The sequence below is a fragment of the Pseudomonas sp. PS02302 genome (assembly GCF_029959585.1).
Taxonomy (GTDB): Bacteria; Pseudomonadota; Gammaproteobacteria; order Pseudomonadales; family Pseudomonadaceae; genus Chryseomonas; species Chryseomonas aestiva.
Map to the genome: position 1 here is coordinate 14929 of NZ_JASCON010000042.1, position 23525 is coordinate 38453.

Consider the following 23525-nt stretch of genomic DNA (forward strand, 5'->3'; position numbering starts at 1 on the left):
ACGATGCCGGTTCCCTATTGGCGGCTGTCGGGCTTCTACTTCGCCTACTTCGCGCTGCTGGGGGCCACGGCGCCCTACCTGGGGCTGTACTTCCACCACCTGGGCTTTTCCGGCACCGCCATCGGCCAGCTGGCGGCCATCCCCATGCTGATGCGGGTACTGGCGCCCAACCTCTGGGGCTGGCTGGCCGATCGCACCGGCCGCCGGCTGAGCATCGTCCGCCTCGGCGCCGCATGCACCCTGCTGTGCTTCTCCGGTATCTACCTGGGCCAGGGCTTCGCCTGGCTGGCGCTGATCATGGCGGGGCACGCCTTCTTCTGGCACGCGGTGCTGCCCCAGTTCGAAGCCATCACCCTGGCCCATCTGCGCGACCAGCCGCAGCGCTATGCGCGCATCCGCCTCTGGGGCTCGATCGGCTTCATCGCCGCGGTGGCGGGGCTTGGCTGGGCCTTCGAATACGTCAGCCTGGATCTCTATCCGGCCTATCTGCTGCTGGTGATGACGATCATCCTGCTGGCCTCGCTGGCGGTGCCGGGGGTCAAGGTCGATCCGGGCCAGCGCCCCGAGGCGCCGGCCGAGCCCTTTCTGACCACCCTGCGTCAGCCGCGGGTGCTGGCCTTCTTCATCGCGGCGGCGCTGATGCAGCTGTCCCACGGACCCTACTACACGGTCTTCACCCTGCACCTGGAAGAACTCGGCTATGGCCGTAGCGTCATCGGCCAGCTCTGGTCCCTGGGCGTGGTCGCCGAGGTGCTGGTCTTCCTGGTGATGCCGCAACTGCTGGCGCGGCTGTCGCTCAACGCCCTGCTGGTCGGCGCCTTCCTTATCGCTGCCGGGCGCTGGCTGCTGCTGGGCGCCCTGGCCGACCAGTTGCCAGTGCTGTTGTTCGCCCAGCTCCTGCATGCGGCCACCTTCGCCTGCTTCCACGCCGCCGCCATCCAGTTCGTCCAATCCCATTTCGACCGCCGTCGCCAGGGCCAGGCCCAATCGCTCTATGCGGCACTTTCCGGGGCTGGTGGGGCGCTGGGCGCGCTGTATGCTGGCTATGCCTGGCAGGTGTCCGGTGCCCTTGCCGCCTTTGCCGGTGCCTCCCTTGCAGCACTGGCGGGCGCCTTCCTCATCCTCTTGTCCGTTAGGAGAACCCTCCATGATCCAGCAGCGTGAGCAACTGGCCCGGGAAATCATCGACGCCGGTCGCTTCCTCTATGGCCGCGGCTGGTCGCCGGCCACCAGCAGCAACTATTCGGTACGGCTGTCCGACAGCCGCCTGCTGCTGACCGTCTCCGGCAAGCACAAGGGTCAGCTGGAGCTGGACGACGTCCTCGCCACCGATCTCGACGGCACGCCGCTGGAGGACAAGAAGCCTTCGGCCGAGACCGCGCTGCACACCCAGCTCTATCGCTGGCAGCCGGAAATCGGCGCCGTGCTGCACACCCATTCGGTGAATTCGACGGTGCTCTCGCGCCAGCTCGAAGGCGATCGCCTGCTGCTTGACGGCTACGAGCTGCAGAAGGCCCTGCATGGCGTCACCACCCACGACGTGCGGGTGGAGATCCCGGTGTTCGATAACGACCAGGACATCCCGCGTCTGGCCGACCAGGTACAGACCTGGCTGGACGTGCATCCCGACTGCGTGGGGTACCTGATCCGCGGGCACGGCCTCTATACTTGGGGGCCGCGCATGGCCGATGCCCTGCGCCACGTGGAAGCCTTCGAATTCCTCTTCGAATGCGAACTCAAGACCCGGAGCCTGCGTCCATGAGCCGACTGACCGTCTACCACGATGCCGAACCGCGCCAGCCGCTGAAGGTGATCAGCGATGGCGAGCACATCGCCGCCACCCTGGCCGAGGTCGGGGTGCGTTTCGAGCGTTGGCAGGCCACCGCTCCAGTGGCGCCGGGCGCCAGCCAGGAGGAGGTGATCGCCGCCTACCGGCCGGAAATCGATCGCCTCATCCAGGAACGCGGCTATCAGACCGTCGACGTCATCAGCATGCATCCCGAGCATCCGCAGAAGGAGGCGCTGCGCGCCAAGTTCCTCGAAGAGCATTGCCATAACGAGGACGAGGTGCGCTTCTTCGTCGCCGGCCAGGGCCTCTTCACCCTGCACATCGACGACCAGGTCTATGCCATGCTCTGCGAGAAGGACGACCTCATCTCGGTGCCGGCCGGCACCCCGCACTGGTTCGACATGAGCGAGTCGCCGTCCTTCATCGCCATTCGCCTGTTCGACAATCCCGATGGCTGGGTCGCCCACTTCACCGGCGTCGACATCGCCCAGCGCTTCCCGCGCCTGGAGGTCGAGGCGTGACGATCAAGGCCATCCTCACCGATATCGAAGGCACCACCAGCGCCGTCAGCTTCGTCTTCGACGTGCTCTTTCCCTATGCCCGCGAGCACCTGCCGGCCCTTGTGCGCGCCCATGCCGGAGAGCCGGCCGTGGCCGAGCAACTCGATGCCGTGCGCGCCGAAGCCGGCGAGCTGGACGCCGACGTGGAGCGGGTGATCGCCATCCTGCTGGAGTGGATCGCCACCGACCGCAAGGCCACACCGCTCAAGGCGCTGCAGGGTCAGGTATGGGAGCAGGGCTATCGCGCCGGCACCCTCCAGGGTCACGTCTATCCCGACGCCGTCCAGGCCCTGCGCCAGTGGCACGCGGCAGGGCTGCCGCTGTACGTCTATTCCTCCGGATCGATCCAGGCGCAGAAGCTGATCTTCGGTTGCTCCGAGCATGGCGATCTCACGCCTTTGTTTTCCGGGTATTTCGATACCCTGACCGGTGGCAAGCGCGAAGCCGAGTCCTATGCGCGCATCGCCTCGGCCACCACCCACGCGCCGGCGGAACTGCTGTTCCTCTCCGACGTGGTGGAAGAGCTGGATGCCGCGCGCCAGGCGGGCCTGCCGACCTGCGGGCTGGTGCGTGCCGGTGGCCGGCTGGGCGATCATCCGTGTGTGGCGTCCTTCGCCGACATCGATCTCGCCAGACTCGGCTGAAGCCTGCGGCCGGCCCCGCTGCCAAGCGAGCCGGCCGAACTCGACGCCCTCATCGCCAGTCCCAATTGACGAGACCTGTGTCCTCGCAACGGGAGTCGCGACATGATCAATTCCACCATCGGCGGTGTACTGGGCTTCATCGTCTTCCTGCTCGACATCTGGGCCATCGTCAACGTCATCCGCAGCGACAGCACCAGCAACGCCAAGATCGGCTGGACGGTGCTCATCATCGTGCTGCCGGTGATCGGCCTGATCGCCTGGGCTGCCGCCGGACCGCGCGGCAATCGCTCGGCCACGGCGCCCACGCACAAGGGCTAGCCAGCACAACGCTGGAGCCTGTCACATCCAGCTCTTACAATGCCCGGCTTTTGGCCGGGCATTGTCTGTCTCGGCCAGCCACCTGCGGAGATCGACATGAGCGACTACCTGGAAACCCTCTACGACGGCTACGGTCAGCGATTCACCGTCGAGCGCATGCTGCACGAGGTGCGCACCGAGCATCAGCACCTGGTGATCTTCCAGAACGCCGTGCTGGGTAAGGTGATGGCCCTGGATGGCGTCATCCAGACCACCGAGGCCGACGAATTCATCTATCACGAGATGCTCACCCACGTGCCCCTGCTGGCCCATCCGGCGCCCCGGCGGGTGCTCATCATCGGCGGTGGCGACGGCGGCATCCTGCGCGAAGTGGCCAAGCACGGGGGTGTCGAGCACATCACCATGGTCGAGATCGACGGTTCGGTGGTGGCGATGTGCAAGGAGCACTTCCCCGGTCACTCGGCCGGCGCCTTCGACGATCCGCGACTGAAGCTGGTGATCGACGACGGCATGAATTTCGTCGCCAACACCACCGAGCGCTACGACGTCATCATCTCCGACTCGACCGATCCCATCGGCCCGGCCGAGGTGCTGTTCTCGGAGAATTTCTACCAGGCCTGCCATCGCTGCCTGCAGGAGGGCGGCGTCATGGTGGCCCAGAACGGTACGCCCTTCCTGCAGCTGGACGAGGTCAGGACCACGGCCAGCCGCATGTCCGGGCTGTTCGCCGACTGGCACTTTTACCTGTCAGCGGTGCCTACTTACATAGGGGGCGTCATGACCCTTGCCTGGGGTAGCAAGGACACGACCTTGCGTCGGCAAGATGCCGAAACCCTGGCGCAGCGCTACAGTGATACAGGCATCCAGACTCGTTACTACACTCCGGAGCTGCATGCTGCTGCCTTTGCTCTACCTCGATACGTGCTGGAGGCCATCGGCAAGGCGTAAGCCCTGGCGGTCGCGGCACCGTTCGAGTTTTCAGCCGCAACTCGCCGGCCGTCGGTAGCGACGACCCGGCGAGAAGATCATCCGAACCAGAGGAGGGTTGTCCTATGTCCTTGTCGTTTGCCGATGATGTGAGCTTGAACCTGCTGCAGCGGATGAAGGAGGGCGGCTTCGACTTCGCCCGCTTCCATCCCATCGACTTCTTCGCCATCTTCGCCGATGAAGGCAAGGCCCGCATTGCCGCGGACCAGTTCCATGGCGAGTCCCTCAACGCCCAGGTGATGCTCCACGAAGAGGGTGGCTGGCATCTGCAGGTCAGCAAGGTGATGTTCGCCACCCACGCCACCATCAACGATTTCGAGAGCGATCTCGAGGCGGTGGTGGCACCTCTGGGTGGTCAGCTCGACGGCTGGGGCGTCACCCAGGAAGTCAGCCGCAGCTCCGCCTGATCTCGGGCACGTCGAGGCGGCATCCCGTCAGGGATGTCCGTCTCTTCCGCTGAAATCGCTCCGCCGCTCAATCATCGCACTTTCCGCCTGGCGCACCGTCTTAGGCTCTTGACGGAGACGTTGCGGTGCATGCGCACGCTTACGTGCCTGGGTTTGGTGCATTGTGCGACCCGAAGCCGCGCAAAGGCTTGATTTTGAAGGTTCTGGCGCTGGCACGCGGCTTGCGACGCTGCACCGTGGGTGACAAGGAGATCGGCATGAGCCGCCAACTGTATAACGAGATGTATGACGTCCAGGCACAGTGTCGACCGCATTATGGTCGCTATGCCCAGTGGCTGAGCGAGACACCCCCGGAACTCCTGGCCCAGCGGCGGCGTGAAGCCGATCTGCTGTTCCATCGCGCCGGGATCACCTTCACCCTCTATGGCGACGAACAGGGCACGGAGCGCCTGATTCCCTTCGACGCCTTGCCGCGCGCCATTCCCGCCAGCGAATGGCAGATCATCGAACGCGGTTGCATCCAGCGCGTCCAGGCGCTGAATCTCTTTCTCCACGACCTCTATCACGACCAACGCATCATCAAGGCCGGGGTCATCCCCGCCGAGCAGGTGCTGGCCAACGACCAGTACCAGCTGGCCATGCAGGGGCTGGATCTGCCCAATGGCATCTACGCCCATATCGCCGGGGTCGATCTGGTGCGTGATGGCGACGGTGCCTACTACGTGCTGGAAGACAACCTGCGCACCCCCAGCGGGGTGTCCTACATGCTCGAAAACCGCAAGATGATGATGCGGCTGTTTCCCGAGCTGTTCACCCTGGAGCGCATCGCGCCCATCGACCACTATGCGAATATCCTGCTCGATACCCTGCGCAGCTCCACCCCGGTCAACAACCCCACGGTGGTGGTCCTCACCCCGGGGCGCTTCAACAGCGCCTACTTCGAACACGCCTTCCTCGCGCGGGAGATGGGCGTGGAGCTGGTGGAGGGTGCCGATCTGCTGGTGCGCGACGAACAGGTGTTCATGCGCACCACCTCGGGCTTCCGCAAGGTCGATGTCATCTACCGGCGTCTCGACGACGCCTTCCTCGATCCCCTGGCCTTCAATCCCGATTCCATGCTCGGCGTGCCTGGCCTGCTGGCCGCCTATCGCGCCGGCAATGTCATCCTGGCCAATGCCATAGGTACCGGGGTGGCCGACGACAAGTCGATCTATCCCTATGTGCCGGAGATGATCCGCTTCTATCTCAGCGAAGAACCCATTCTCTACAACGTGCCTACCTGGCAGTGCCGCAAGCCGGACGAACTGTCCCATGTGCTGGCCAACCTGCCCGAGCTGGTGGTCAAGGAAGTCCATGGTTCCGGCGGCTACGGCATGCTGGTCGGGCCTACCGCCAGCAGCCTGGAGATCGAGGCCTTTCGCGCGCGGCTCAAGGCCAACCCCAGTGCCTACATCGCCCAGCCCACCCTGTCGCTGTCCACCTGTCCGACCTTCGTCGAGAGCGGCATCGCGCCGCGACACATCGATCTGCGGCCCTTCGTGTTGTCGGGGCGCAAGACGCGTCTGGTGCCCGGCGGCCTGACCCGGGTCGCATTGCGCGAAGGCTCGCTGGTGGTGAATTCCTCCCAGGGCGGCGGCACCAAGGACACCTGGGTGGTCCAGGACTAGATCGCCACAGAACAGCGGCCGCCCCGGCGGCCCCGCAAGGACCTTTGAAAGGCGACCCCACCATGTTGAGTCGTACCGCTGCCGATCTTTACTGGATGTCCCGCAACCTGGAGCGCGCCGAGAATCTCGCGCGGATGCTGGACGTCAGCTATTCGCTGTCGATGATGCCGCAGAGCGGGCAGGGCGGAGGCCTGGACGAACTGGCCATGCCACTGCTCATCACCGGCACCCTGGATGACTACCGGGAAAAGCACGGGGCCCTGCACCCCGAGCGCCTGCTGCACTTCTTCGCCCTGGACGAGCGCAACCCCGGCAGCATCTATTGCTGTCTGCAGGCCGCCCGCAGCAATGCCCACGCAGTGCGTGGGCGCATCACCGCCGACATGTGGGAGAACGTCAACTCCACCTGGCTGGAGATGCGCGAGATCGCCGTCACCGGCCTGATCCGCTTCGGCATCAGCCGTTTCTGCGAGTGGGTGAAGGAGCGTTCCCACCTGTTCCGTGGCGCCACCGTCGGCACCATCATGAGAAACGACGCCTATCGCTTCATCCGCCTGGGTACCTTCGTCGAGCGCGCCGACAACACCCTGCGCATGCTCGACGCCCGCTACCAGGTGCTCGGCGAAGAGGAAGCGGAAGCCATCAGCGATGCCTCCGCCCGCGGCTTCTATCAGTGGAGCGCCCTGCTGCGCGCCCTGAGCGCCTTCGAGGCCTACACCGAGCTCTATCGCGATGCCCTCAACGTGCGCAACGGCGCCGAGCTGCTGCTGTTGCAGGAAGACCTGCCACGCTCGCTGCTGGCCTGCGTGATCGAGCTGCACCGGGTGCTGGTCAGTCTGCCCGGCGAGAACGGTCGCGAGGCCAAGCGCCTGGCGGCAGGCCTGGAGGCACGCCTGCGCTACACCAGCATCGACGAGGTGCTTGAAGAAGGACTGCATGCCTGGATCGGCGATTTCATCGTCCACATCCGCCAGCTTGGCAGTGGCATCAACACCGCTTACCTGGAGATCGTATGAGACTCGCGATCCATCACGAAACCCTGTATCGCTACGCCGACCTGGTCCGCGCCAGCATCCAGTACCTACGCCTCACCCCCCAGGATGATGCTCGTCAGCGCATCCTCAGCTGGGAGCTGGCACTGCCACGCCCGGCGCTCGCGCAGCGCGATCCCTTCGGCAACATTCTGCATGTGCTGACCATGGACACCCCGCACGACGCCATCACCATCACCGCCAGCGGGCAGGTGGAGATCGACGAGACCTTCGAGGCGGAACCGTGCCAGGCTTCGGCCTTTCCCTTTCTCCGCCAGACCCGGCTGACCGAGGCCGACGAAGCTTTGACGACCTTTGCCCGCGAGGTCTGCGACAGCCGTCGGGATCGCGCCACCCTGATCCAGCTGATGGAGCACCTGCACGAGCGCATGACCTACGTGCCCGGCTCCACCGAGGTGGACGGCAATGCCGCCCAGGCCTTCGCCAAGGGTGCCGGGGTCTGCCAGGACCATGCCCATGCCTTCCTGGCCTGCGCCCGCAGCCTGGGTATCCCGGCACGCTATGTGTCTGGCTATCTGTGCACCGACGACAGCGCGCACCTTTCCAGCCATGCCTGGGCGGAAGCCTGGCACGATGGCGCCTGGTACAGCTACGACGTCACCAATCGTCTGATCCGACCGGAGCGGCACCTGCGCCTGGCCATCGGCCTGGACTACCTGGATGCCTGTCCGGTGCGCGGCATGCGCCGCGGTGGCGGGGTGGAGCACATGGAGGCCAAGGTGCTGGTCGAGCCCTTGCAGCAGGCGCAGCAACAGCAATAATCAGCGCTGCCCACAGCAGACGAGAAGGCGGCCACGGGCCGTCTTTTCTTTTGGGGGCGCGTCTGTTGCGTCGACCGTTCCATCACCCGAGGTTCGCATGACCTATTGCGTCGCCATGAAACTGCAAGATGGCCTGGTATTCGTCGCCGACTCCCGCACCAATGCCGGGGTCGACAACATCGCTATCTTCCGCAAGCTGCATCTGTTCAGGATCCCCGGCGAGCGCCTGATCGCCATCCAGTCGGCGGGCAACCTGGCCACCTCCCAGGCGGTCGTGAGTCTGCTCCGGCAACGGCTGGACAGCGAGCAGGATAACCTCCACGGGGTGCCCATCCTGTACGACGCCGCCCGGCTGCTGGGGCAGACCTTGCGGGAAGTCCTGCGACGCGACGCCGAGGATGCACCCCAGGGGCACGGCCTGGATCTGAGCTGTTCCTTTCTGCTGGGTGGGCAGATCCGCGGCGCGGAGCCGGAGCTGTTCAATCTTTATCCTCATGGCAACTTCATCAGGGCCACCGAAGACACGCCTTACTTCCAGATCGGCGAGAGCAAATACGGCAAGCCCATCCTGGATCGGGCGCTGACCTTCGCGACGCCGCTGGAGGAAGCCCTGCGCTGCGCACTGCTCTCCTACGACGCCACCATTCGCAGCAATCTCTCGGTCGGACTACCGCTGGATCTGGTGGTCTATCCGCGTGATCGACTGGCGCAGGTGAGCAGTCATCGGATCGACGAACACGATCCCTACTTCCAGGCCTTGCGCAAGGGCTGGGGGGAGGGGTTGCGTGATCTGCTGGCAGACTTGCCGGCAGCCCCTGCGGACTATTGGCGCTAGGGATCAGCCAACGAACCGCGAGAGGTTGGGGATGACCAGCACTACGGTGGTGACGATGAGCACGAAACTCGCCTGACGCCACTTGGGGACGGGATTCTTGAACATGACTCGGGGCCTTTATTGTTAGCTGTTTAGAGCCTTGACGTCTTCAGCGGGAAGCGCTTGCGCAACAGCGGCATGCAATTACTGATACCCGCAGGCTTGAGCACTATCCAGTAGCTATAGAACATAAATTTCAGTTTTGTGTCGGTAACCGGCCAGGCGGTTATCAGAAATGTCGTACCGGGCGATTTTTCCTTTGCTTTCAGCCGATTAGAAAAATGCTTGCGACGCTACCGTTGGTCGGAGGCAGCAATGACCTGGAGTAGGGGGGAGGCGACCAACCGGTCATCCCGTGAACGGGGCAGGGCGCAGGTCTTTCCAGGTCTTGAATGCAAATGCATGAATCGATTGAAGAAAAAGCTTGCCATCGAAATCGCCTTTGCCTATAGTTGCGCGCCTCGGTGATGCAGATGCAGCCGCCGAGCAAATCTGGTGAGGTGTCCGAGCGGTTGAAGGAGCACGCCTGGAAAGTGTGTATAGGAGAAATCTTATCGAGGGTTCGAATCCCTCCCTCACCGCCAGATCTGAGAGAACCCCTGAGAGCCCAGCTCCAGGGGTTTTTTCTTGCCTGCGATTTGGCCAGGCGAGCCGAGCGTCAGGCGGCCTGGGCGAAGGTCGCGGCGGTGTCCCGGGCGTTGGGCAGCACGGCCGTCAGCTGCTCCAGGTCGATGCTGGCGAACAGCGGGCCGCTCAGGTCCTGCACCTTGCTGTCGCCGGCGTTCTCGTGGAGCACCTCGGCCACGGCGACCGCCTGGGCCACGATCAGCGCATAGCCATTGCCTTCCGGTGCCTGCAACGGGCGCGCCTGGTAGCCGATGGCGTCGCGCAGCACCTGGGGCAGCTGCCAGCGGCGCGCCAGCTCGGCGCCTACCTCCGGATAGCCAAACCCCAGTTGCAGGGTTTCGTCCGCGGCGCGATGGCTGCTGGCGGTGGCGCGGCCGGCCAGGCTAGGGGCTAGCTCCGGCGCGCCGCTCTGGATCAGCAACTCGCCGATGTCATGCAGCATGCCGCAGGTAAAGGCGGTTTCCTGATCCAGGCCGGCCTGCTTGGCCAGCGGCTTGCACAGGCTGGCGACCAGGAAGCTGTTGTACCAGAAGGCCTGCAGATCGAAGCCGGGCGCGGATTTGAAGCCGCTGGCGAAGGCCGAGGCCAGCACCAGGGTACGCAGGGTGTTGAAGCCCAGGCGCAGGGCGGCATCTTCGATGCTGGTGGATTCACGGGCGCCACGGAAGCGGGCCGAGTTGGCCAGGCGCAGCACCTTGGCGGCGATGACCGGGTCCCGCGCCACGGTGCGTGACAGGGTTTCGATGCTGGTGTTTGGGTCGTCGAATTGCCGGATCAGGACCTGCGCCACTTCGGGGACGTTGGGCAGGTTGTGCAGCTGGGCAAAGAGGGTGTCGAGTTGCATGGGCGTCTCCGCGGAAAAGGGTTACATCTCCTGACACCCTCGTCATCGGTCGCCTGCGCGGATTTCTGTAGCTGTCATGTGACGATCGGTCGCAGTCCGCGCGGTCCTGACCGCGTAGCTGAGTGAAATTGCATTGCTGGTCAGGGACTTGTCGCAAGAAAACCAGGCATGCCTGGCAGCGCCTCTACCGTTCGTCGAGGGAGAAATCGACCTGGGTCAGGCCCGTCTCGCTGGCTTCCAGCACCCAGCCACGTCTGTCCCAATCGCCCAGCACGATACGTTCGGCCGGCCGGCCATCGAGCAGCAGTTCATGGCGGGCGGGTCTGTGGGTATGGCCGTGGATCAGCGTCGTCACCCGGGCGGCGCGCATTTCCCGCTCGACCTCGGCCTCGGTGACATCGGTGATGTCCATGGCCTTGGTCCGGGTCTGCTGGCGACTCTCGCTGCGCAGCTTGCGCGCCAGCTTCTGGCGGCTGGCCAGCGGCAGGTGGCGCAGGACGAAGAGGGTGAGAGGGTTGCGCAGGATGCGGCGCAGCTTCTGGTAGCCCTCGTCACGGGTGCAGAGGGTGTCGCCATGCATCAGCAGCACGCGGCGGCCGTGGAAGTCGGTGATATGGCGATCCGGCAGCAGGCGGCAGCCGGCCTGGTGGCAGAAGGCCTTGCCGATGAGGAAGTCGCGATTGCCATGCATCAGGTAGACGGCCGAGCCGTTGTCGGCCAGCTGGCGCAGGGCGGTGGCGATCTCCTGCTCGAAGGCGCCCATGGCGTCGTCGCCGATCCAGGCTTCGAACAGATCGCCAAGGATGTACAGGGCCTCGGCACCGCGGGCACGGGTTTCGAGGAGATGCAAAAACGCCCGGACCAGGTCCGGGCGTTGCGGTTCGAGATGCAGGTCGGAGACCAGTAAAATCACTCGACGATCTCGGCCTTCTCGATGATCACGTCTTCGCTCGGCACGTCCTGGTGACCGGCCTTGCTGGTGGTGGCGACGCCCTTGATGGCGTTGACCACGTCCATGCCTTCGACGACCTTGCCGAACACCGCATAGCCCCAGCCCTGGCTGGTAGGCGCGGTGTGGTTGAGGAAGGTGTTGTCGGACACGTTGATGAAGAACTGCGCCGAGGCGGAGTGCGGGTCCATGGTGCGGGCCATGGCGACGGTGCCGATCGCGTTGGAGACGCCGTTGTTGGCCTCGTTCTTGATCGGGGCGCGGGTCGGCTTCTGCTTCATGCCCGGCTCGAAACCACCGCCCTGGACCATGAAGTTGCTGATCACACGGTGGAAGATGGTGCCGTCGTAGTGACCGCTCTTGACGTATTCCTTGAAGTTGGCCGCGGTTTCGGGCGCCTTGTCCTCGAAGAGTTCCAGGGTGATGACGCCGTGGTTGGTGTGCAGCTTGATCATGGCAGCGAATCCGTAGCTAAGGGGGACAGCATCCAGACCCGGCGAGGCCTCAAGGGTTTCGCCGGGACTTGACGGGTTGGGCTATGATACGGGTTTACCTTTGCTCGGCCTACCCTGGCCGTGCGTCTGCCCAGTTAAGGATCCCATGAGCAAGCCGACTTCCGACTCGTCCACCGCCGCCAAAGCCGCCCCCGCGCATTTCCTGCGGCAGATCGTCCAGGCTGACCTGGACGCCGGCAAGCAGGCCAAGATCGTCACCCGTTTCCCGCCCGAGCCCAACGGCTACCTGCACATCGGTCATGCCAAGTCGATCTGCGTGAACTTCGGCCTGGCCAAGGAATTCGGCGGCGACTGCCATCTGCGCTTCGACGACACCAACCCGGCCAAGGAAGACCAGGAATACATCGACGCCATCAAGAGCGACGTGCACTGGCTGGGCTTCGACTGGGCTGGCGAGGTGCGCTACGCCTCCGCCTACTTCGATCAGCTCTATGCCTGGGCCGTCAACCTGATCGAGCAAGGCCTGGCCTATGTCTGCGACCTCACCCCCGAGCAGGCCCGCGAATACCGTGGCAGCCTCACCGAGCCGGGTCGCAACAGTCCTTTCCGCGACCGTTCGGTGGCCGAGAACCTGGACCTCTTCGCCCGCATGAAGGCCGGCGAATTCAAGGACGGCGAAAAGGTGCTGCGCGCCAAGATCGACATGGCCTCGCCCAACATGAACCTGCGCGATCCCATCCTCTATCGCATCCGCCACGCCCATCACCACCAGACCGGCGATGCCTGGTGCATCTATCCAAGCTATGACTTCACCCATGGCCAGTCCGATGCCCTGGAAGGCGTGACCCACTCCATCTGCACCCTGGAGTTCGAGGACCATCGCCCGCTGTACGAATGGTTCCTGGCCAAGCTGCCGGTGCCGGCCCAGCCACGCCAGTACGAATTCGCCCGCCTCAATCTGAACTACACCGTCACCAGCAAGCGCAAGCTCAAGCAGCTGGTGGACGAAGGCCACGTGCACGGCTGGGACGATCCGCGCATGTCGACCCTGTCGGGCTATCGCCGTCGCGGCTACACCCCGGCCGCCATCCGCAACTTCTGCGAGATGATCGGCGTGACCCGCTCCAACGGCGTGGTCGACGTGGCCATGCTGGAATTCGCCATCCGCGAGGACCTGGACCAGAACGCCCCGCGCGCCATGTGCGTGCTCAAGCCGCTCAAGGTGGTGATCACCAACTACCCCGAGGGCCAGGTCGAAAATCTGGAGCTGGCGCGCCATCCCAAGCAGGATCTGGGTGTGCGCCAGCTGCCCTTCACCCGCGAGCTGTACATCGATCAGGGTGACTACGAAGAGAATCCGCCCAAGGGCTACAAGCGCCTGGAGCCGGGTGGCGAGGTCCGTCTGCGCGGCAGCTACGTGATCCGCGCCGACGAAGCCATCAAGGATGCCGACGGCACCGTCGTCGAGCTGCGCTGCAGCTATGACCCGGACACCCTCGGCAAGAATCCCGAGGGTCGCAAGGTCAAGGGCGTGATCCACTGGGTGCCGGCCGAGGGCAGCGTGGAGTGCGAGGTGCGCCTCTACGATCGCCTGTTCCGTTCGGCGCAGCCGGAGAAGAGCGAAGAGGGCGGCAGCTTCCTCGACAACATCAACCCCGATTCCCTGGTGGTGCTCCAGGGCTGCCGCGCCGAGCCGTCGCTGGCCCAGGCCCAGCCGGAAGACCGCTTCCAGTTCGAGCGCGAGGGCTACTTCTGCGTCGATCCCAAGGATTCGGCGCCCGGCAAGCCGGTGTTCAACCGCACCGTGACCCTGCGCGACTCCTGGGGGCAATGATGGCGCTGCACCTCTACAACACCCTGACCAAGACCAAGGAAGCCTTCACGCCGCTGGTGCCGGGGCAGGTGCGGATGTACGTCTGCGGCATGACCGTTTACGACTACTGCCACCTGGGTCATGGTCGCAGCATGGTGGCCTTCGACGTCATCACCCGCTGGTTGCGCCATAGCGGCTACGACCTGACCTACGTGCGCAACATCACCGACATCGACGACAAGATCATCAATCGCGCCAATGCCAACGGTGAGCCCTTCACCGACCTGGTGGCACGGATGATCGAGGCGATGCACGAGGACGAGGCGCGGCTGAATATCCGCAAGCCCGATCAGGAGCCGCGCGCCACCGAGCACATCGACGGCATGCACGCCATGATCCAGACCCTGATCGACAAGGGCTACGCCTATGCCGCGGGCAATGGCGACGTCTACTACCGGGTCAATCGCTTCGCTGGCTACGGCAAGCTGTCGCGGCGGCGCATCGAGGACCTGCGCATCGGTGCCCGCATCGAGCCGGGCGAAGCCAAGGAAGATCCGCTGGATTTCGTGCTGTGGAAGGCCGCCAAGCCGGGCGAGCCGAGCTGGCCGTCGCCCTGGGGCGCCGGGCGGCCGGGCTGGCATATCGAGTGCTCGGTGATGTCCACCTGCTGCCTGGGCGAGACCTTCGACATCCACGGCGGCGGCAACGACCTGGAATTCCCCCACCACGAGAACGAGATCGCCCAGAGCGAGGCGGCCACCGGCAAGACCTACGCCAATGCCTGGCTGCATTGCGGGATGATCACCATCAATGGCGAGAAGATGTCCAAGTCCCTGGGCAACTTCTTCACCCTGCGCGAGGTGCTGGAGAAGTACCACCCCGAGGTGGTGCGCTACCTGCTGATCGCCAGCCATTACCGCAGTCCGATCAACTATTCGGAAGACAACCTGCGCGAAGCCAAGGGCGCTCTGGAGCGCTTCTACCACTCGCTCAAGGGCCTGCCCCAGGCGCCGGCGCAGGGCGGCGAAAGCTATGCCGAGCGCTTCGCCCAGTGCATGGACGACGACTTCAACACCGCGGGTGCCTGTGGCGTGCTGTTCGAGCTGGCCCGCGAGATCAACCGCCTGCGCGAGAGCGATCCTGCCGCGGCGGCTGGCCTGGCCGGGCGGCTGCGCGAACTGGGTGATGTACTCGGCGTGCTGCAGCTGGAGCCGGAAGCCTTCCTGCGCGCCGACGCGGCGGGGCGGGTGGATGCGGCGGAGGTCGAGGCCCTGATCCAGGCGCGCCTGAGCGCGCGCGCGGAAAAGAACTGGGCGGAATCCGACCGCATTCGCGACCAGCTCACCGCCCTCGGCGTGGTGCTGGAAGACGGCAAGGGCGGCACCACTTGGCGCCTGGCGGAATAGGTCTGCGATCAGGTGGATGACGGTTCTGCGTCATCCACCTGATTTGGCCTGTTCCACCATCCCCGGAAAACGCTGCGCGGTTTTCCAGGCTACGGGACTGATTTGGCCTGTTCCACCGTCCCATCCCCGGAAAACGCTGCGCGGTTTTCCGGGCTACGGAGTGCGTCGTAGGATGGACAACGGCGAAGCCTTGTCCATCGCTCCAAACCTCAGGGTTTACTTGCGCGGCTTGCCGAAACCGGGCGACTTGCGCACCGACTTGACCTTCGGCTTGCCGTCTTCCACCCAGCGACCCAGGGGCCTGTCCGACACCGGCGCGCCCACCTTGGGCTTCTTCGGCTTCTTGGGTTTCTTCACGACCAGGCCGTTGGGGCGGGTTTCCGGGACCCGGTGATCGGGGATGAAGTCCGGTTCGTCGCGGCGTTGCAGGACCTGGCCGATCAGCGTCTCGATCGCGGCCAACTGCTCCACTTCATCCGCGCAGACCAGCGACACGGCCTGGCCCTGGTTGCCGGCACGCCCGGTCCGGCCGATGCGGTGGACATAGTCCTCGGCGACGATGGGCAGGTCCAGGTTGACCACCAGTGGCAGGTCCTGGATGTCCAGGCCACGCGCAGCCACGTCGGTGGCCACCAGGATGTCCGCCTCGCCGGCCTTGAAGCGGGCGAGGGCGCGCAGCCGCGCGGGCTGGGGCTTGTCGCCATGGATGGATTCGGCGGCCAGACCTTCTGCCTGCAGCGCCTCTACCAGTTGCTCCACACCCTTGCGGGTCTTGGCGAACACCAGCACCTGGCCGTGGCGACCGCTGCGATAGAGGTGCAGGAAGAGTTCGGTCTTGCGCTTCTTGTCGACCGGCACCACCCACTGCTTGACCGTGACGGCAGCGGTGTTGCGCGGACTCACGTCGATCGTCTGGGGATCGCGCAGCACGGGCGCGGCCAGCTGGCGCACGGCGTCGGAGAAGGTCGCCGAGAACAGCAGGGTCTGGCGCTTGCGCGGCAGCATGACGAACAACTCGCCCAGCTGCCGCGAAAAGCCCAGGTCGAGCATGCGATCGGCTTCGTCCAGCACCAGCAGCTGCACCTGGTCGAAGCGTACGGCGTTCTGGCTGAACAGGTCGAGCAGGCGCCCGGGGGTCGCCACCAGCACGTCCACGCCCTTGCGCAGCTTCATCATCTGCGGATTGATGCTGACGCCGCCATAGGCCACTGCGGTGCGCAAGGGCAGCTGCTGGGCGTAGTCGCGCAGACTGGCATGGACCTGTTCGGCCAGCTCGCGGGTGGGGGTGAGGATCAGCGCACGGATATGGTTGGGCGCCACCGCCGTGCCGTCCTGCACCAGTCGCTGCAGGAGCGGCAAGCCGAAGGCGCCGGTCTTGCCGGTGCCGGTCTGGGCGGCGGCCAGCAGGTCGCGACCGGCCAGCACCGCCGGGATGGCCTGGCGCTGGATGGGGGTAGGGGAGCTGTGCTCCAGGGCGCTGAGCGCCTGCAGCAGCGGATCTATGAGGCCGAGGTCGGCAAAGGTCATGACGGGCCCGGAAGGCGACGAAAAGGGAGCGAATTCTAGGCCGACTGTGACGCGTGCTCAAACTTTGTAGCCAAGCGGCGGCTGCAGGCGGAATCCCGACACGGCATAGTGGTCAGTTCCGTGGCTACAGGAGACCCCATGAGCGCTACCCCTACCTTGCCCCCGGTCCTGGCCGGCCCGCTGCTGCGGCGCACCGAGGCCTCACGGTTGCTGCTCTGGCTGGTGACCACCACGGCCGAGGCGCCTGTCCCACGGCTATGGCAGGGCGCGGTCGAGCTCGGGGCTCAGGCCGAGGTGCGCTGCCTGCGCCTGGGCGAGCACGCCTATCTACAACTGATCGACGTCCGGCCCGCCGTCGCGTTGCCGGTCGACGCCTTCATCCAGTACGACGTCCGGCTGGCCGGCGGCGGGATCCGCGACTGGGCGCCACACCTGCTCTCCGCCGAGGGCGAGCTGCCACGCTTCGTGCTGCGCGCGCGTTTCGATCACCTGCTCCATGGCTCCTGCCGCAAGCCTCATCATGCCTCGGCCGATGGCCTGATCGCGGTGGATCGCCTGCTGCAGGCCTGCACGGCCCCCGCGGAGCGGCCCGCGGCCCTGCTGCTCACCGGCGATCAGGTCTATGCCGACGACGTCGCCGGGCCGATGCTGCTGGCGGTGCAGGCACTGATCCGCCGCCTCGGCCTCCATGGCGAGGGTCTCGAAGGCGCGGTGGTGGCGGACAGCGAAGCGCTGATGGCCCATCCGGCCAACCTCTATCACCGCGAAGACCTGCTGCCGGCCTTCAAGGCCAACCGGGCGCTACGGGAGAAATTCTTCGGCGGGGTGGAAAAGCCGATCTTCACCTCCACCAATGCGCACAATCACCTGGTGACGCTGAGCGAGGTGCTGGCGCTCTATCTGCTCTGTTGGTCGCCGACACCCTGGAGCCTGATCGCGGTGGTGCCGCCGGCGCTGGACGCCAAGGACAGTGAGCGTTACGCCGCCGAATCGCGCTGCATCGACGGCTTCGTCGCGACCCTGCCCCAGGCGGCGCGGGCCCTGGCCTGGGTGCCGACGCTGATGATCTTCGACGACCACGACGTCACCGATGACTGGAATCTGTCCGCCCGCTGGGAGGAGACCGCCTACGGCCACCCCTTTTCCCGGCGTATCCTCGGCAATGCGCTGCTGGCCTATCTGCTCTGCCAGGCCTGGGGCAATGCGCCCGAGTTGGTGGCCGAGCCGCTGGCAGCTACGGCCCGTCTGCTGGAAACGGCGGGAGACGATGGCACGCTGAATTGCCCGGTGCAGAACACCTGCATCGACGATCTGCTGCGCTTCCAGGGATGGCACTATGTGCTCAAGACCGACCCGCCGCTGATCGTGCTGGACACCCGCACGCGCCGCTGGCGCAGCGAAAGACGCCTGGAGCATCCGTCGGGCCTGATGGACTGGGAAGCCCTCTGCGAGTTGCAACAGGATCTGCTGGACCATCCCTCCGCGGTGATCGTCTCGGCCGCGCCCATGTTCGGCGTCAAGCTGATCGAGGCGGTGCAGCGCATCTTCACCTGGTTCGGCCAGCCGCTGATGGTGGATGCCGAGAACTGGATGGCCCACCCCGGTGCGGCCAAGACCATGCTCAATATCTTTCGCCACCGGCGCACCCCGGGCAACTACGTGGTGCTCTCCGGCGACGTGCACTATTCCTTCGTCTACGACATCCGCATCCGTGACCGACGGGGCGAGCCGCGGCTTTGGCAGATCACCAGCAGTGGCATCAAGAACGAATTTCCGCCGCGCCTGCTGGCGACCCTGGACCGGCTCAATCGCTGGCTCTATGCACCCTGGTCGCCGCTCAACGGCTTCACCAAGCGCCGCCGCTGGGCGCTGCAGCCACGCCTGCCCGATCGCCGCGAGGCCGGCGAGCGGCTGTGGAACGGTGCCGGTATCGGCCAGGTGCTGCTGGACGAGGAAGGGCGGCCGGCGGTGATCCGCCAGCACAATGCCGATGGCTCACCGGCCACCGCGTTCGTCGAGCGCCCGGCCTGAGGTCAGCACGGCCGCGTGCTAGGTTATCGAGGATGACAGGCGCCTGATCAGCCAGGTCGAGATCCAGTACACCGGCTCCAGCACCAGAAAACCCAGCAGGATGCCGCCCAGTCGCGCCATGCCTGCCACCGGGTCGATATGGTCATAGTGGTCAGGCACCATCACCACCAGAAACGCCAGCGCGAACTGCATGCCGAGATAGCCGATACCGAGCGCGCCGTTCTCGAGGTGTCTGCCGATCAGCACGCCGAGCGCGACGCCCGCCAGCGTCAGCCAGAGACTTTCCTGGCTGACCAGCAGCAGAATGGCCGCCAGGCCGCCGCCGAGCAGGCAACCGAGCATTCGATGCAGCAGCCTTTTGGAGACTGCCTTGCCGGCGCTGCCCAGGCCGTCGAAGGGAACGACCATGACCGCCAGAATGGTGATGGCCGCCTGGCTGATGTCCACCTCGATCTTCGCCGTCGCGCCCAATGCCAGCAGGGCCAGGGCCAGACCGCCCTGCAGCGCATGGCGCAATGCCAAGGGTTGCCAGACGCCTAGGCGCGCGGCGGTGCGGCTACCGTGATCGGTGCCTTGGGCCATAGGCGGGCACGGATGCCGTAGGTGGAAAGCGCGCTCACCAGTACGCAAGCCGAGGTGCCGAGCGCCACTTCCAACAGGCGCGACAGGGCGTATTGCTCCAGCTGAGCGGGCGCCTGGAGGCTCGCCAGGACCACCATGGCGTAGGTGAGGCCGCCCAGCAACCAGGCATAGCCATAGCGGCCCACCAGGGTCAGATAGAGGGTGATGCTGCCCACGGTGCCCAGCAGTAGAGCCTGCTCGTAGGGGTTCAGCTGCAGGTGGCGCAGGACCAACAAGGCACCTGCGGCGCCGATACAGGTACCCAGCACCCGCAGGCAGCCGCGCGCGAAGCTGTCGCGGACATCTGACCTCATCACGATATAGCCGCTGAAAGCCGCCCAACCGACATGCTGAACCCCGGCCAAATGGCCGAGCAGGATCGCCAGCAAGACCGAGGTCAGGGTTTCCAGTTCGTCGACCAGGCGGCGACGGTCGCGGCCGAACTGGCGGAGATCTCCCGCCAGATCGCGCAACAACTGCCTGAATTCCGACAACGCCTGGGAAGGTGGCATGGATCCATGATGATCGCGGTGGTCTTGGCCTAGGTTACAGCGCCCGATCGTCCGGCATCAAAGAAGGCTGTTGCCGGGCGGGAGGCGTGATGATCGACCAGGTCGCAGCAGGGGATTGGCTCAGCGAAGCAACGAACCAGGCCGCGATCGATCGGGGTCAAGCTCTAGTGTCCGAGCGGTAGCGGCGCATCGCGACGGGGCCGCTCAGGCCGATCTGCCGCCAGCGGCCAGCCAGCGCAGCACGCCCTGGCCCGCTGCGCGGCCGCTGGCGAAGCAGGCTGTGAGCAGATAGCCACCGGTAGGCGCTTCCCAGTCGAGCATCTCGCCCGCACAGAAGACGCCAGGCAATTGCCGCAGCATCAGGCCCTCGTCCAATGCCTCCAGGGGCACGCCGCCCGCGCTGCTGATGGCTTCTGCCAGGGGGCGCGGTCTGACCAGGGTGAGGGGCAGGGCCTTGCAGGCCTGGGCCAGCCGAGCCATGTCCTGGAACGTTTCCGCCGGGGCCAGCTCGCGAAGCAGGGCGGCGCGGGCGCCGTCGATCCCGGCGTGGCGCCGCAGGTGATTGGCGAGGGACTGGCTGCCGCGCGGCTTGGCGAGTGCCCGGCCGAGTTCGGCGAGGTCGCGCTGGGGTGCCAGATCCAGGGTCAGGGTTGCCTGGCCGTCGCCTTCGATGGCCGAGCGGATCTCGGCGGACAGCGCATAGACCAGACTGCCTTCGATGCCGGTCTCGGTAAGGACGAATTCGCCCTGGCGTGGCGGTTGGCCGGGGAGGGCCAGGGCGGCGGGCTTGACTGGCGCGCCGGCATGGCGGGTCTTGAGGAAGTCACTCCAGCCGGCCACCTCGAAGCCACAGTTGGCCGGTTCCAGCGGTCGCAGTGTGACGCCACGTTCGGCCAGCAGGGCCTGCCAGGCACCGTCCGAGCCCAGGCGCGGCCAACTGCCGCCGCCCAATGCCAGCACACAGGCCTGGGGCTGCAAGAGACGCTCGCCTTCCGGGGTCGCCAGGCGCAGCCGACCCTCGGCGTCCCAGCCCAGCCAGCGGCTGCGGGTGTGGATGCGTACGCCCTGATCGCGCAGGCGATGCAGCCAGGCGCGCAGCAGCGGCGCAGCCTTCATGTCGGCGGGAAACACTCGCCCCGAGGTGCCGACGAAGGTCTCGATGCCGAGGTCATGGATCCAGGCACGCAGGGCATCACTGTCGAAGCTATCGAGCCAGAGCCCGACGCCGCTCTCGCGTTCGCGATAGCGCCGGCGAAAAGCGGCCTGTTCCTCGGCATGGGTGATGTTCATGCCGCCCACACCGGCCAGCAGGAACTTGCGGCCCACGGAGGGCATGGCGTCGAAGAGGTCTACGGAGATGCCGGCAGCGGCCAAGGTCTCGGCCGCCATCAACCCGGCTGGGCCACCCCCGATGACAACGACTGCAGGGGGGGCGGGGGAGAGAGACATGGCGGCATCCAGGAGCTACGGAAAGCCGCCATTGTACGCGAGGTGCTGGGCTCTTAGACCACGCCAGCCTGACCCAGGGGCGCCGCCAGGGGTTCTTCCAGCCGCTCCGGAATCAGGGGCTCCGTGCGTCCCGGCGTCAGGATCACCTTGCGGCAGTCCTCCTGCTTCTTGTCGAAGATCTTGTAGCCCTCGACCGCCTGCTCCAGGGACATCCGGTGGGTGATGATGGCCTCAGGAGCGAGATCGCCGCGCTCGATGTGTTCCAGCAGTTCCGGCAGATAGCGCTGCACGTGGGTCTGGCCCATCTTGAAGGTCAGGCCCTTGTCGAAGGCGTCGCCGAACAGGAAGCCATGGATGAAGCCGGCATAGACGCCCGGGACACTCACGGTGCCACCACGCCGTACCGCGGCGATGCACTGGCGCAGGGCCTTGCCGCTGCTGCCTTCCAGCTTGAGGTTGGCGAGAATGGTCTCGGTGGTGCTGCCCTTGGCCTCGAAGCCTACCGCATCGACCACACCGTCGACGCCGCGCTTGCCGGGCGTCTGCTCGATGATGGTCGCTGCCGGGTCATCGTCTTCGTCGAAGTTGATCGGGATGACGCCATAGGTCTGCTGGGCATAGGCCAGGCGATAGGGGTGGTGATCGACCATGAAGATGCGCTCGGCACCCAGCATCCGCGCACAGGCCGCGGACAGCAGGCCGACCGGCCCGGCGCCATAGATGGCGATGCTGGAGCCCTGACCGATGCCGGTGTTGAGCACCGCCTGCCAGGCGGTGGGCAGGATGTCGGAAAGGAACAGCACCTTCTCGTCGGCCAGGGTACCGGGCACCTTGAAGGGCCCGGTGTTGGCCTTGGGTACGCGCACGTACTCGGCCTGGCCGCCCGGTACGCCACCGTAGAGATGGCTGAAGCCGAACAGGGCCGCGCCCGGTGGGATCTGCTTCTTGTTGAGAATGGCGCCGCGGCCGGTATTGGTGGTTTCGCAGGCGGCGTAGAGATCCTGGTTGCAGAAGAAGCAGCTGCCGCAGGCGATGACGAAGGGAATCACCACCCGGTCGCCTTTCTGCACGGCGGTCACTGCCGGACCGGTTTCCTCGACGATACCCATGAATTCGTGGCCGAAGATATCACCGTGCTCGACGGTGGGAATCTTGCCGCGATAGAGGTGCAGGTCCGAGCCGCAGATGGCTGTGGCGGTCACCCGCAGGACGATGTCGTCGGCATCCTGGATGGTCGGATCAGGCACGGTATCGACGCGGACATCGTGGGCACCGTGGTAGGTCAAGGCTCGCATGGCGGTCTCCGTAGGGCGGTAAGCACCTAGGATTGAGGCCACCGCCAGCCGAGCGGTTCCGCGCCCTCGGACCGGTGGTATGGCACCTTGATAGCGACCGATCGCGGCTTGTTGCCGCCAGTGCCCAGGCCAGAGCCGGGCAGGCGCAGCGGTGCTAGCGGTTGCGGATATAGACGGCCTTGCCCGCGCTGCGATCTGCGGGGTCACGCTCCTGGACCTCGAAACGATCGCCATGGGCCTTGACCAGGCCACTGAACTTGCGATGCCCATAGAGGCGGGCGTCGAAGTCCGGACGCACCTTGCCCAGGTTGGTGCCGACCAGGCCCAGATTGGCCCAGCCGCCTTCGTCGGAGGCGTCTTCCACCGCCTGTTCGATGAGCTTGAGGATGGTGCTCAGCTTGGGCTTGCCGCGGTTGGTGGTGGCCGGCTTGTCGGTGGTGCCGGTGGCTTCCCGCGGTTCTTCCCGCGGCTTGGACCTGAGGATCTCGGTGTAGATGAATCTGTCGCAGGCCGAGACGAAGGGGTCCGGGGTCTTTTCCTCGCCGAAGCCATAGACCGTCAACCCTTCTTCGCGCAGGCGCGCCGCCAGGCGGGTGAAGTCGCTGTCGCTGGAAACCAGGCAGAAGCCGTCGAAACGCCGGGTGTAGAGCAGGTCCATGGCGTCGATGATCAGGGCGCTGTCGGTGGCGTTCTTGCCCTTGGTATAGCCGAATTGCTGCACCGGCTGGATGGAGTGGTCGAGCAGCACTTTTTTCCAGCTATTGAGTTGCGGCTGGGTCCAGTCGCCATAGATGCGCTTGACGCTGGCCACGCCGAAGCGGGCGATCTCGGCCATGAGGCCGTCGACGATGGCGGCCGGTGCGTTGTCCGCATCGATCAGCACCGCCAGGCGCGCCTGGCTGGATTCGGCGGGTTTGGCGATCTTGCTCATGAAAAC

General features: G+C 65.6%; 23 protein-coding genes and 1 tRNA gene. 15 read left to right on the forward strand and 9 right to left on the reverse strand.

Translation table 11 applies throughout. From position 1 onward, the window contains the following. Positions 1 to 3: 3 nt before the first annotated feature. From QMX82_RS15100 to QMX82_RS15155, 12 genes are all read left to right on the forward strand, one after another. Positions 4 to 1164: an MFS transporter gene (locus QMX82_RS15100; protein ID WP_282284979.1), complete on the forward strand. Its 1161-nt coding sequence runs from the start codon at positions 4 to 6 to the stop codon at positions 1162 to 1164. Continuing rightward, positions 1148 to 1762, forward strand: coding sequence for a methylthioribulose 1-phosphate dehydratase (locus tag QMX82_RS15105; protein WP_133861148.1), 615 nt, complete (start codon positions 1148 to 1150; stop codon positions 1760 to 1762). Before QMX82_RS15100 ends, QMX82_RS15105 begins: the two co-directional genes overlap by 17 nt. Then, the gene (locus QMX82_RS15110; RefSeq protein WP_282284982.1) at positions 1759 to 2310 is read left to right on the forward strand and encodes a 1,2-dihydroxy-3-keto-5-methylthiopentene dioxygenase; all 552 of its coding nucleotides are present in this window, start codon (positions 1759 to 1761) and stop codon (positions 2308 to 2310) included. The genes QMX82_RS15105 and QMX82_RS15110 overlap by 4 nt, the downstream gene beginning before the upstream one ends. Beyond that, positions 2307 to 2993, forward strand: a complete 687-nt coding sequence (mtnC, locus tag QMX82_RS15115) for an acireductone synthase (RefSeq protein ID WP_282284983.1) — start codon at positions 2307 to 2309, stop codon at positions 2991 to 2993. Before QMX82_RS15110 ends, mtnC begins: the two co-directional genes overlap by 4 nt. A 105-nt stretch (positions 2994 to 3098) precedes the next feature. Further along, on the forward strand, positions 3099 to 3311 hold the full coding sequence (locus QMX82_RS15120; RefSeq protein ID WP_026083979.1) for a PLD nuclease N-terminal domain-containing protein: 213 nt from the start codon (positions 3099 to 3101) through the stop codon (positions 3309 to 3311). 96 nt (positions 3312 to 3407) lie between these two features. Then, positions 3408 to 4259 (forward strand): polyamine aminopropyltransferase, encoded by an 852-nt coding sequence (gene speE, locus QMX82_RS15125; protein ID WP_282284995.1) that lies wholly within the window; start codon positions 3408 to 3410, stop codon positions 4257 to 4259. A gap of 104 nt (positions 4260 to 4363) precedes the next feature. After that, the gene (locus QMX82_RS15130; protein ID WP_208691732.1) at positions 4364 to 4705 is read left to right on the forward strand and encodes a ribonuclease E inhibitor RraB; all 342 of its coding nucleotides are present in this window, start codon (positions 4364 to 4366) and stop codon (positions 4703 to 4705) included. A gap of 257 nt (positions 4706 to 4962) precedes the next feature. After that, complete coding sequence (locus QMX82_RS15135) at positions 4963 to 6372, forward strand: circularly permuted type 2 ATP-grasp protein (RefSeq protein WP_208691731.1); 1410 nt, start codon at positions 4963 to 4965, stop codon at positions 6370 to 6372. A 62-nt stretch (positions 6373 to 6434) separates the two neighbouring features. Beyond that, complete coding sequence (locus QMX82_RS15140) at positions 6435 to 7388, forward strand: alpha-E domain-containing protein (RefSeq protein ID WP_187979717.1); 954 nt, start codon at positions 6435 to 6437, stop codon at positions 7386 to 7388. Further along, entirely contained in the window at positions 7385 to 8185 is an 801-nt protein-coding gene (locus QMX82_RS15145) for a transglutaminase family protein (RefSeq protein ID WP_282284998.1), read from the forward strand. The genes QMX82_RS15140 and QMX82_RS15145 overlap by 4 nt, the downstream gene beginning before the upstream one ends. A 97-nt stretch (positions 8186 to 8282) precedes the next feature. Continuing rightward, positions 8283 to 9020 (forward strand): proteasome-type protease, encoded by a 738-nt coding sequence (locus tag QMX82_RS15150; RefSeq protein WP_282285000.1) that lies wholly within the window; start codon positions 8283 to 8285, stop codon positions 9018 to 9020. Positions 9021 to 9553: 533 nt separating this feature from the next. Beyond that, a tRNA-Ser gene (locus QMX82_RS15155) sits at positions 9554 to 9643 on the forward strand. Positions 9644 to 9717: 74 nt separating this feature from the next. Here QMX82_RS15155 and QMX82_RS15160 read toward each other — a convergent pair. The 3 genes from QMX82_RS15160 to QMX82_RS15170 all read right to left on the reverse strand — a co-directional run bounded on the left by QMX82_RS15160 (position 9718) and on the right by QMX82_RS15170 (position 11934). Then, a complete protein-coding gene (locus QMX82_RS15160) occupies positions 9718 to 10530 on the reverse strand; it encodes an HDOD domain-containing protein (RefSeq protein WP_133861139.1) in 813 nt (270 codons plus the stop codon). Positions 10531 to 10714: 184 nt separating this feature from the next. Continuing rightward, on the reverse strand, positions 10715 to 11443 hold the full coding sequence (lpxH, locus tag QMX82_RS15165) for a UDP-2,3-diacylglucosamine diphosphatase (RefSeq protein WP_282285003.1): 729 nt from the start codon (positions 11441 to 11443) through the stop codon (positions 10715 to 10717). Further along, a complete protein-coding gene (locus QMX82_RS15170) occupies positions 11440 to 11934 on the reverse strand; it encodes a peptidylprolyl isomerase (protein ID WP_007158996.1) in 495 nt (164 codons plus the stop codon). Before QMX82_RS15170 ends, lpxH begins: the two co-directional genes overlap by 4 nt. A gap of 145 nt (positions 11935 to 12079) precedes the next feature. Here QMX82_RS15170 and QMX82_RS15175 point away from each other — a divergent pair, with 145 nt between their 5' ends. Together QMX82_RS15175 and cysS are read left to right on the forward strand one after the other, a co-directional pair. Beyond that, positions 12080 to 13768, forward strand: coding sequence for a glutamine--tRNA ligase/YqeY domain fusion protein (locus tag QMX82_RS15175; RefSeq protein WP_282285007.1), 1689 nt, complete (start codon positions 12080 to 12082; stop codon positions 13766 to 13768). Further along, positions 13768 to 15153, forward strand: coding sequence for a cysteine--tRNA ligase (cysS, locus tag QMX82_RS15180; RefSeq protein WP_187979711.1), 1386 nt, complete (start codon positions 13768 to 13770; stop codon positions 15151 to 15153). Before QMX82_RS15175 ends, cysS begins: the two co-directional genes overlap by 1 nt. 216 nt (positions 15154 to 15369) lie before the next feature. Here the strand turns inward: cysS and QMX82_RS15185 are convergent, their stop codons facing one another. After that, positions 15370 to 16680 carry a DEAD/DEAH box helicase gene (locus QMX82_RS15185; protein ID WP_282285010.1) on the reverse strand — a complete coding sequence of 437 codons (1311 nt, stop codon included), beginning with the start codon at positions 16678 to 16680 and terminating at the stop codon, positions 15370 to 15372. Between the two features lie 138 nt (positions 16681 to 16818). Here QMX82_RS15185 and QMX82_RS15190 point away from each other — a divergent pair, with 138 nt between their 5' ends. Beyond that, positions 16819 to 18711: an alkaline phosphatase family protein gene (locus QMX82_RS15190; protein WP_282285012.1), complete on the forward strand. Its 1893-nt coding sequence runs from the start codon at positions 16819 to 16821 to the stop codon at positions 18709 to 18711. A gap of 18 nt (positions 18712 to 18729) precedes the next feature. On the opposite strand, the gene QMX82_RS15195 is transcribed toward QMX82_RS15190, so the two are convergent. From QMX82_RS15195 to QMX82_RS15215, 5 genes are all read right to left on the reverse strand, one after another. Then, positions 18730 to 19227: an FUSC family protein gene (locus tag QMX82_RS15195; protein WP_282285014.1), complete on the reverse strand. Its 498-nt coding sequence runs from the start codon at positions 19225 to 19227 to the stop codon at positions 18730 to 18732. Positions 19228 to 19247: 20 nt separating this feature from the next. Continuing rightward, complete coding sequence (locus QMX82_RS15200) at positions 19248 to 19844, reverse strand: FUSC family protein (protein WP_282285016.1); 597 nt, start codon at positions 19842 to 19844, stop codon at positions 19248 to 19250. Between the two features lie 204 nt (positions 19845 to 20048). Further along, on the reverse strand, positions 20049 to 21293 hold the full coding sequence (locus tag QMX82_RS15205; RefSeq protein ID WP_282285018.1) for an NAD(P)/FAD-dependent oxidoreductase: 1245 nt from the start codon (positions 21291 to 21293) through the stop codon (positions 20049 to 20051). A gap of 53 nt (positions 21294 to 21346) precedes the next feature. After that, positions 21347 to 22588: a zinc-dependent alcohol dehydrogenase gene (locus QMX82_RS15210; RefSeq protein ID WP_017642201.1), complete on the reverse strand. Its 1242-nt coding sequence runs from the start codon at positions 22586 to 22588 to the stop codon at positions 21347 to 21349. 154 nt (positions 22589 to 22742) lie between these two features. After that, a complete protein-coding gene (locus QMX82_RS15215) occupies positions 22743 to 23519 on the reverse strand; it encodes an NYN domain-containing protein (protein ID WP_282285022.1) in 777 nt (258 codons plus the stop codon). Between the last annotated feature and the right edge of the window lie 6 nt (positions 23520 to 23525).

Bases quoted from the DNA above. Each gene is read 5' to 3' on its own strand.
- QMX82_RS15135 (WP_208691731.1), top strand. From the start codon at position 4,963: ATGAGCCGCCAACTGTATAACGAGATGTATGACGTCCAGGCACAGTGT.
- speE (WP_282284995.1), top strand. From the start codon at position 3,408: ATGAGCGACTACCTGGAAACCCTCTACGACGGCTACGGTCAGCGATTC.
- QMX82_RS15190 (WP_282285012.1), top strand. From the start codon at position 16,819: ATGAGCGCTACCCCTACCTTGCCCCCGGTCCTGGCCGGCCCGCTGCTG.
- QMX82_RS15185 (WP_282285010.1), bottom strand. From the start codon at position 16,680: ATGACCTTTGCCGACCTCGGCCTCATAGATCCGCTGCTGCAGGCGCTC.
- QMX82_RS15170 (WP_007158996.1), bottom strand. From the start codon at position 11,934: ATGATCAAGCTGCACACCAACCACGGCGTCATCACCCTGGAACTCTTC.
- QMX82_RS15215 (WP_282285022.1), bottom strand. From the start codon at position 23,519: ATGAGCAAGATCGCCAAACCCGCCGAATCCAGCCAGGCGCGCCTGGCG.
- QMX82_RS15100 (WP_282284979.1), top strand. From the start codon at position 4: ATGCCGGTTCCCTATTGGCGGCTGTCGGGCTTCTACTTCGCCTACTTC.
- QMX82_RS15140 (WP_187979717.1), top strand. From the start codon at position 6,435: ATGTTGAGTCGTACCGCTGCCGATCTTTACTGGATGTCCCGCAACCTG.
- cysS (WP_187979711.1), top strand. From the start codon at position 13,768: ATGGCGCTGCACCTCTACAACACCCTGACCAAGACCAAGGAAGCCTTC.
- QMX82_RS15175 (WP_282285007.1), top strand. From the start codon at position 12,080: ATGAGCAAGCCGACTTCCGACTCGTCCACCGCCGCCAAAGCCGCCCCC.
- QMX82_RS15150 (WP_282285000.1), top strand. From the start codon at position 8,283: ATGACCTATTGCGTCGCCATGAAACTGCAAGATGGCCTGGTATTCGTC.
- QMX82_RS15110 (WP_282284982.1), top strand. From the start codon at position 1,759: ATGAGCCGACTGACCGTCTACCACGATGCCGAACCGCGCCAGCCGCTG.
- QMX82_RS15160 (WP_133861139.1), bottom strand. From the start codon at position 10,530: ATGCAACTCGACACCCTCTTTGCCCAGCTGCACAACCTGCCCAACGTC.
- QMX82_RS15200 (WP_282285016.1), bottom strand. From the start codon at position 19,844: ATGCCACCTTCCCAGGCGTTGTCGGAATTCAGGCAGTTGTTGCGCGAT.
- QMX82_RS15130 (WP_208691732.1), top strand. From the start codon at position 4,364: ATGTCCTTGTCGTTTGCCGATGATGTGAGCTTGAACCTGCTGCAGCGG.
- QMX82_RS15210 (WP_017642201.1), bottom strand. From the start codon at position 22,588: ATGCGAGCCTTGACCTACCACGGTGCCCACGATGTCCGCGTCGATACC.
- QMX82_RS15145 (WP_282284998.1), top strand. From the start codon at position 7,385: ATGAGACTCGCGATCCATCACGAAACCCTGTATCGCTACGCCGACCTG.
- QMX82_RS15105 (WP_133861148.1), top strand. From the start codon at position 1,148: ATGATCCAGCAGCGTGAGCAACTGGCCCGGGAAATCATCGACGCCGGT.
- QMX82_RS15205 (WP_282285018.1), bottom strand. From the start codon at position 21,293: ATGTCTCTCTCCCCCGCCCCCCCTGCAGTCGTTGTCATCGGGGGTGGC.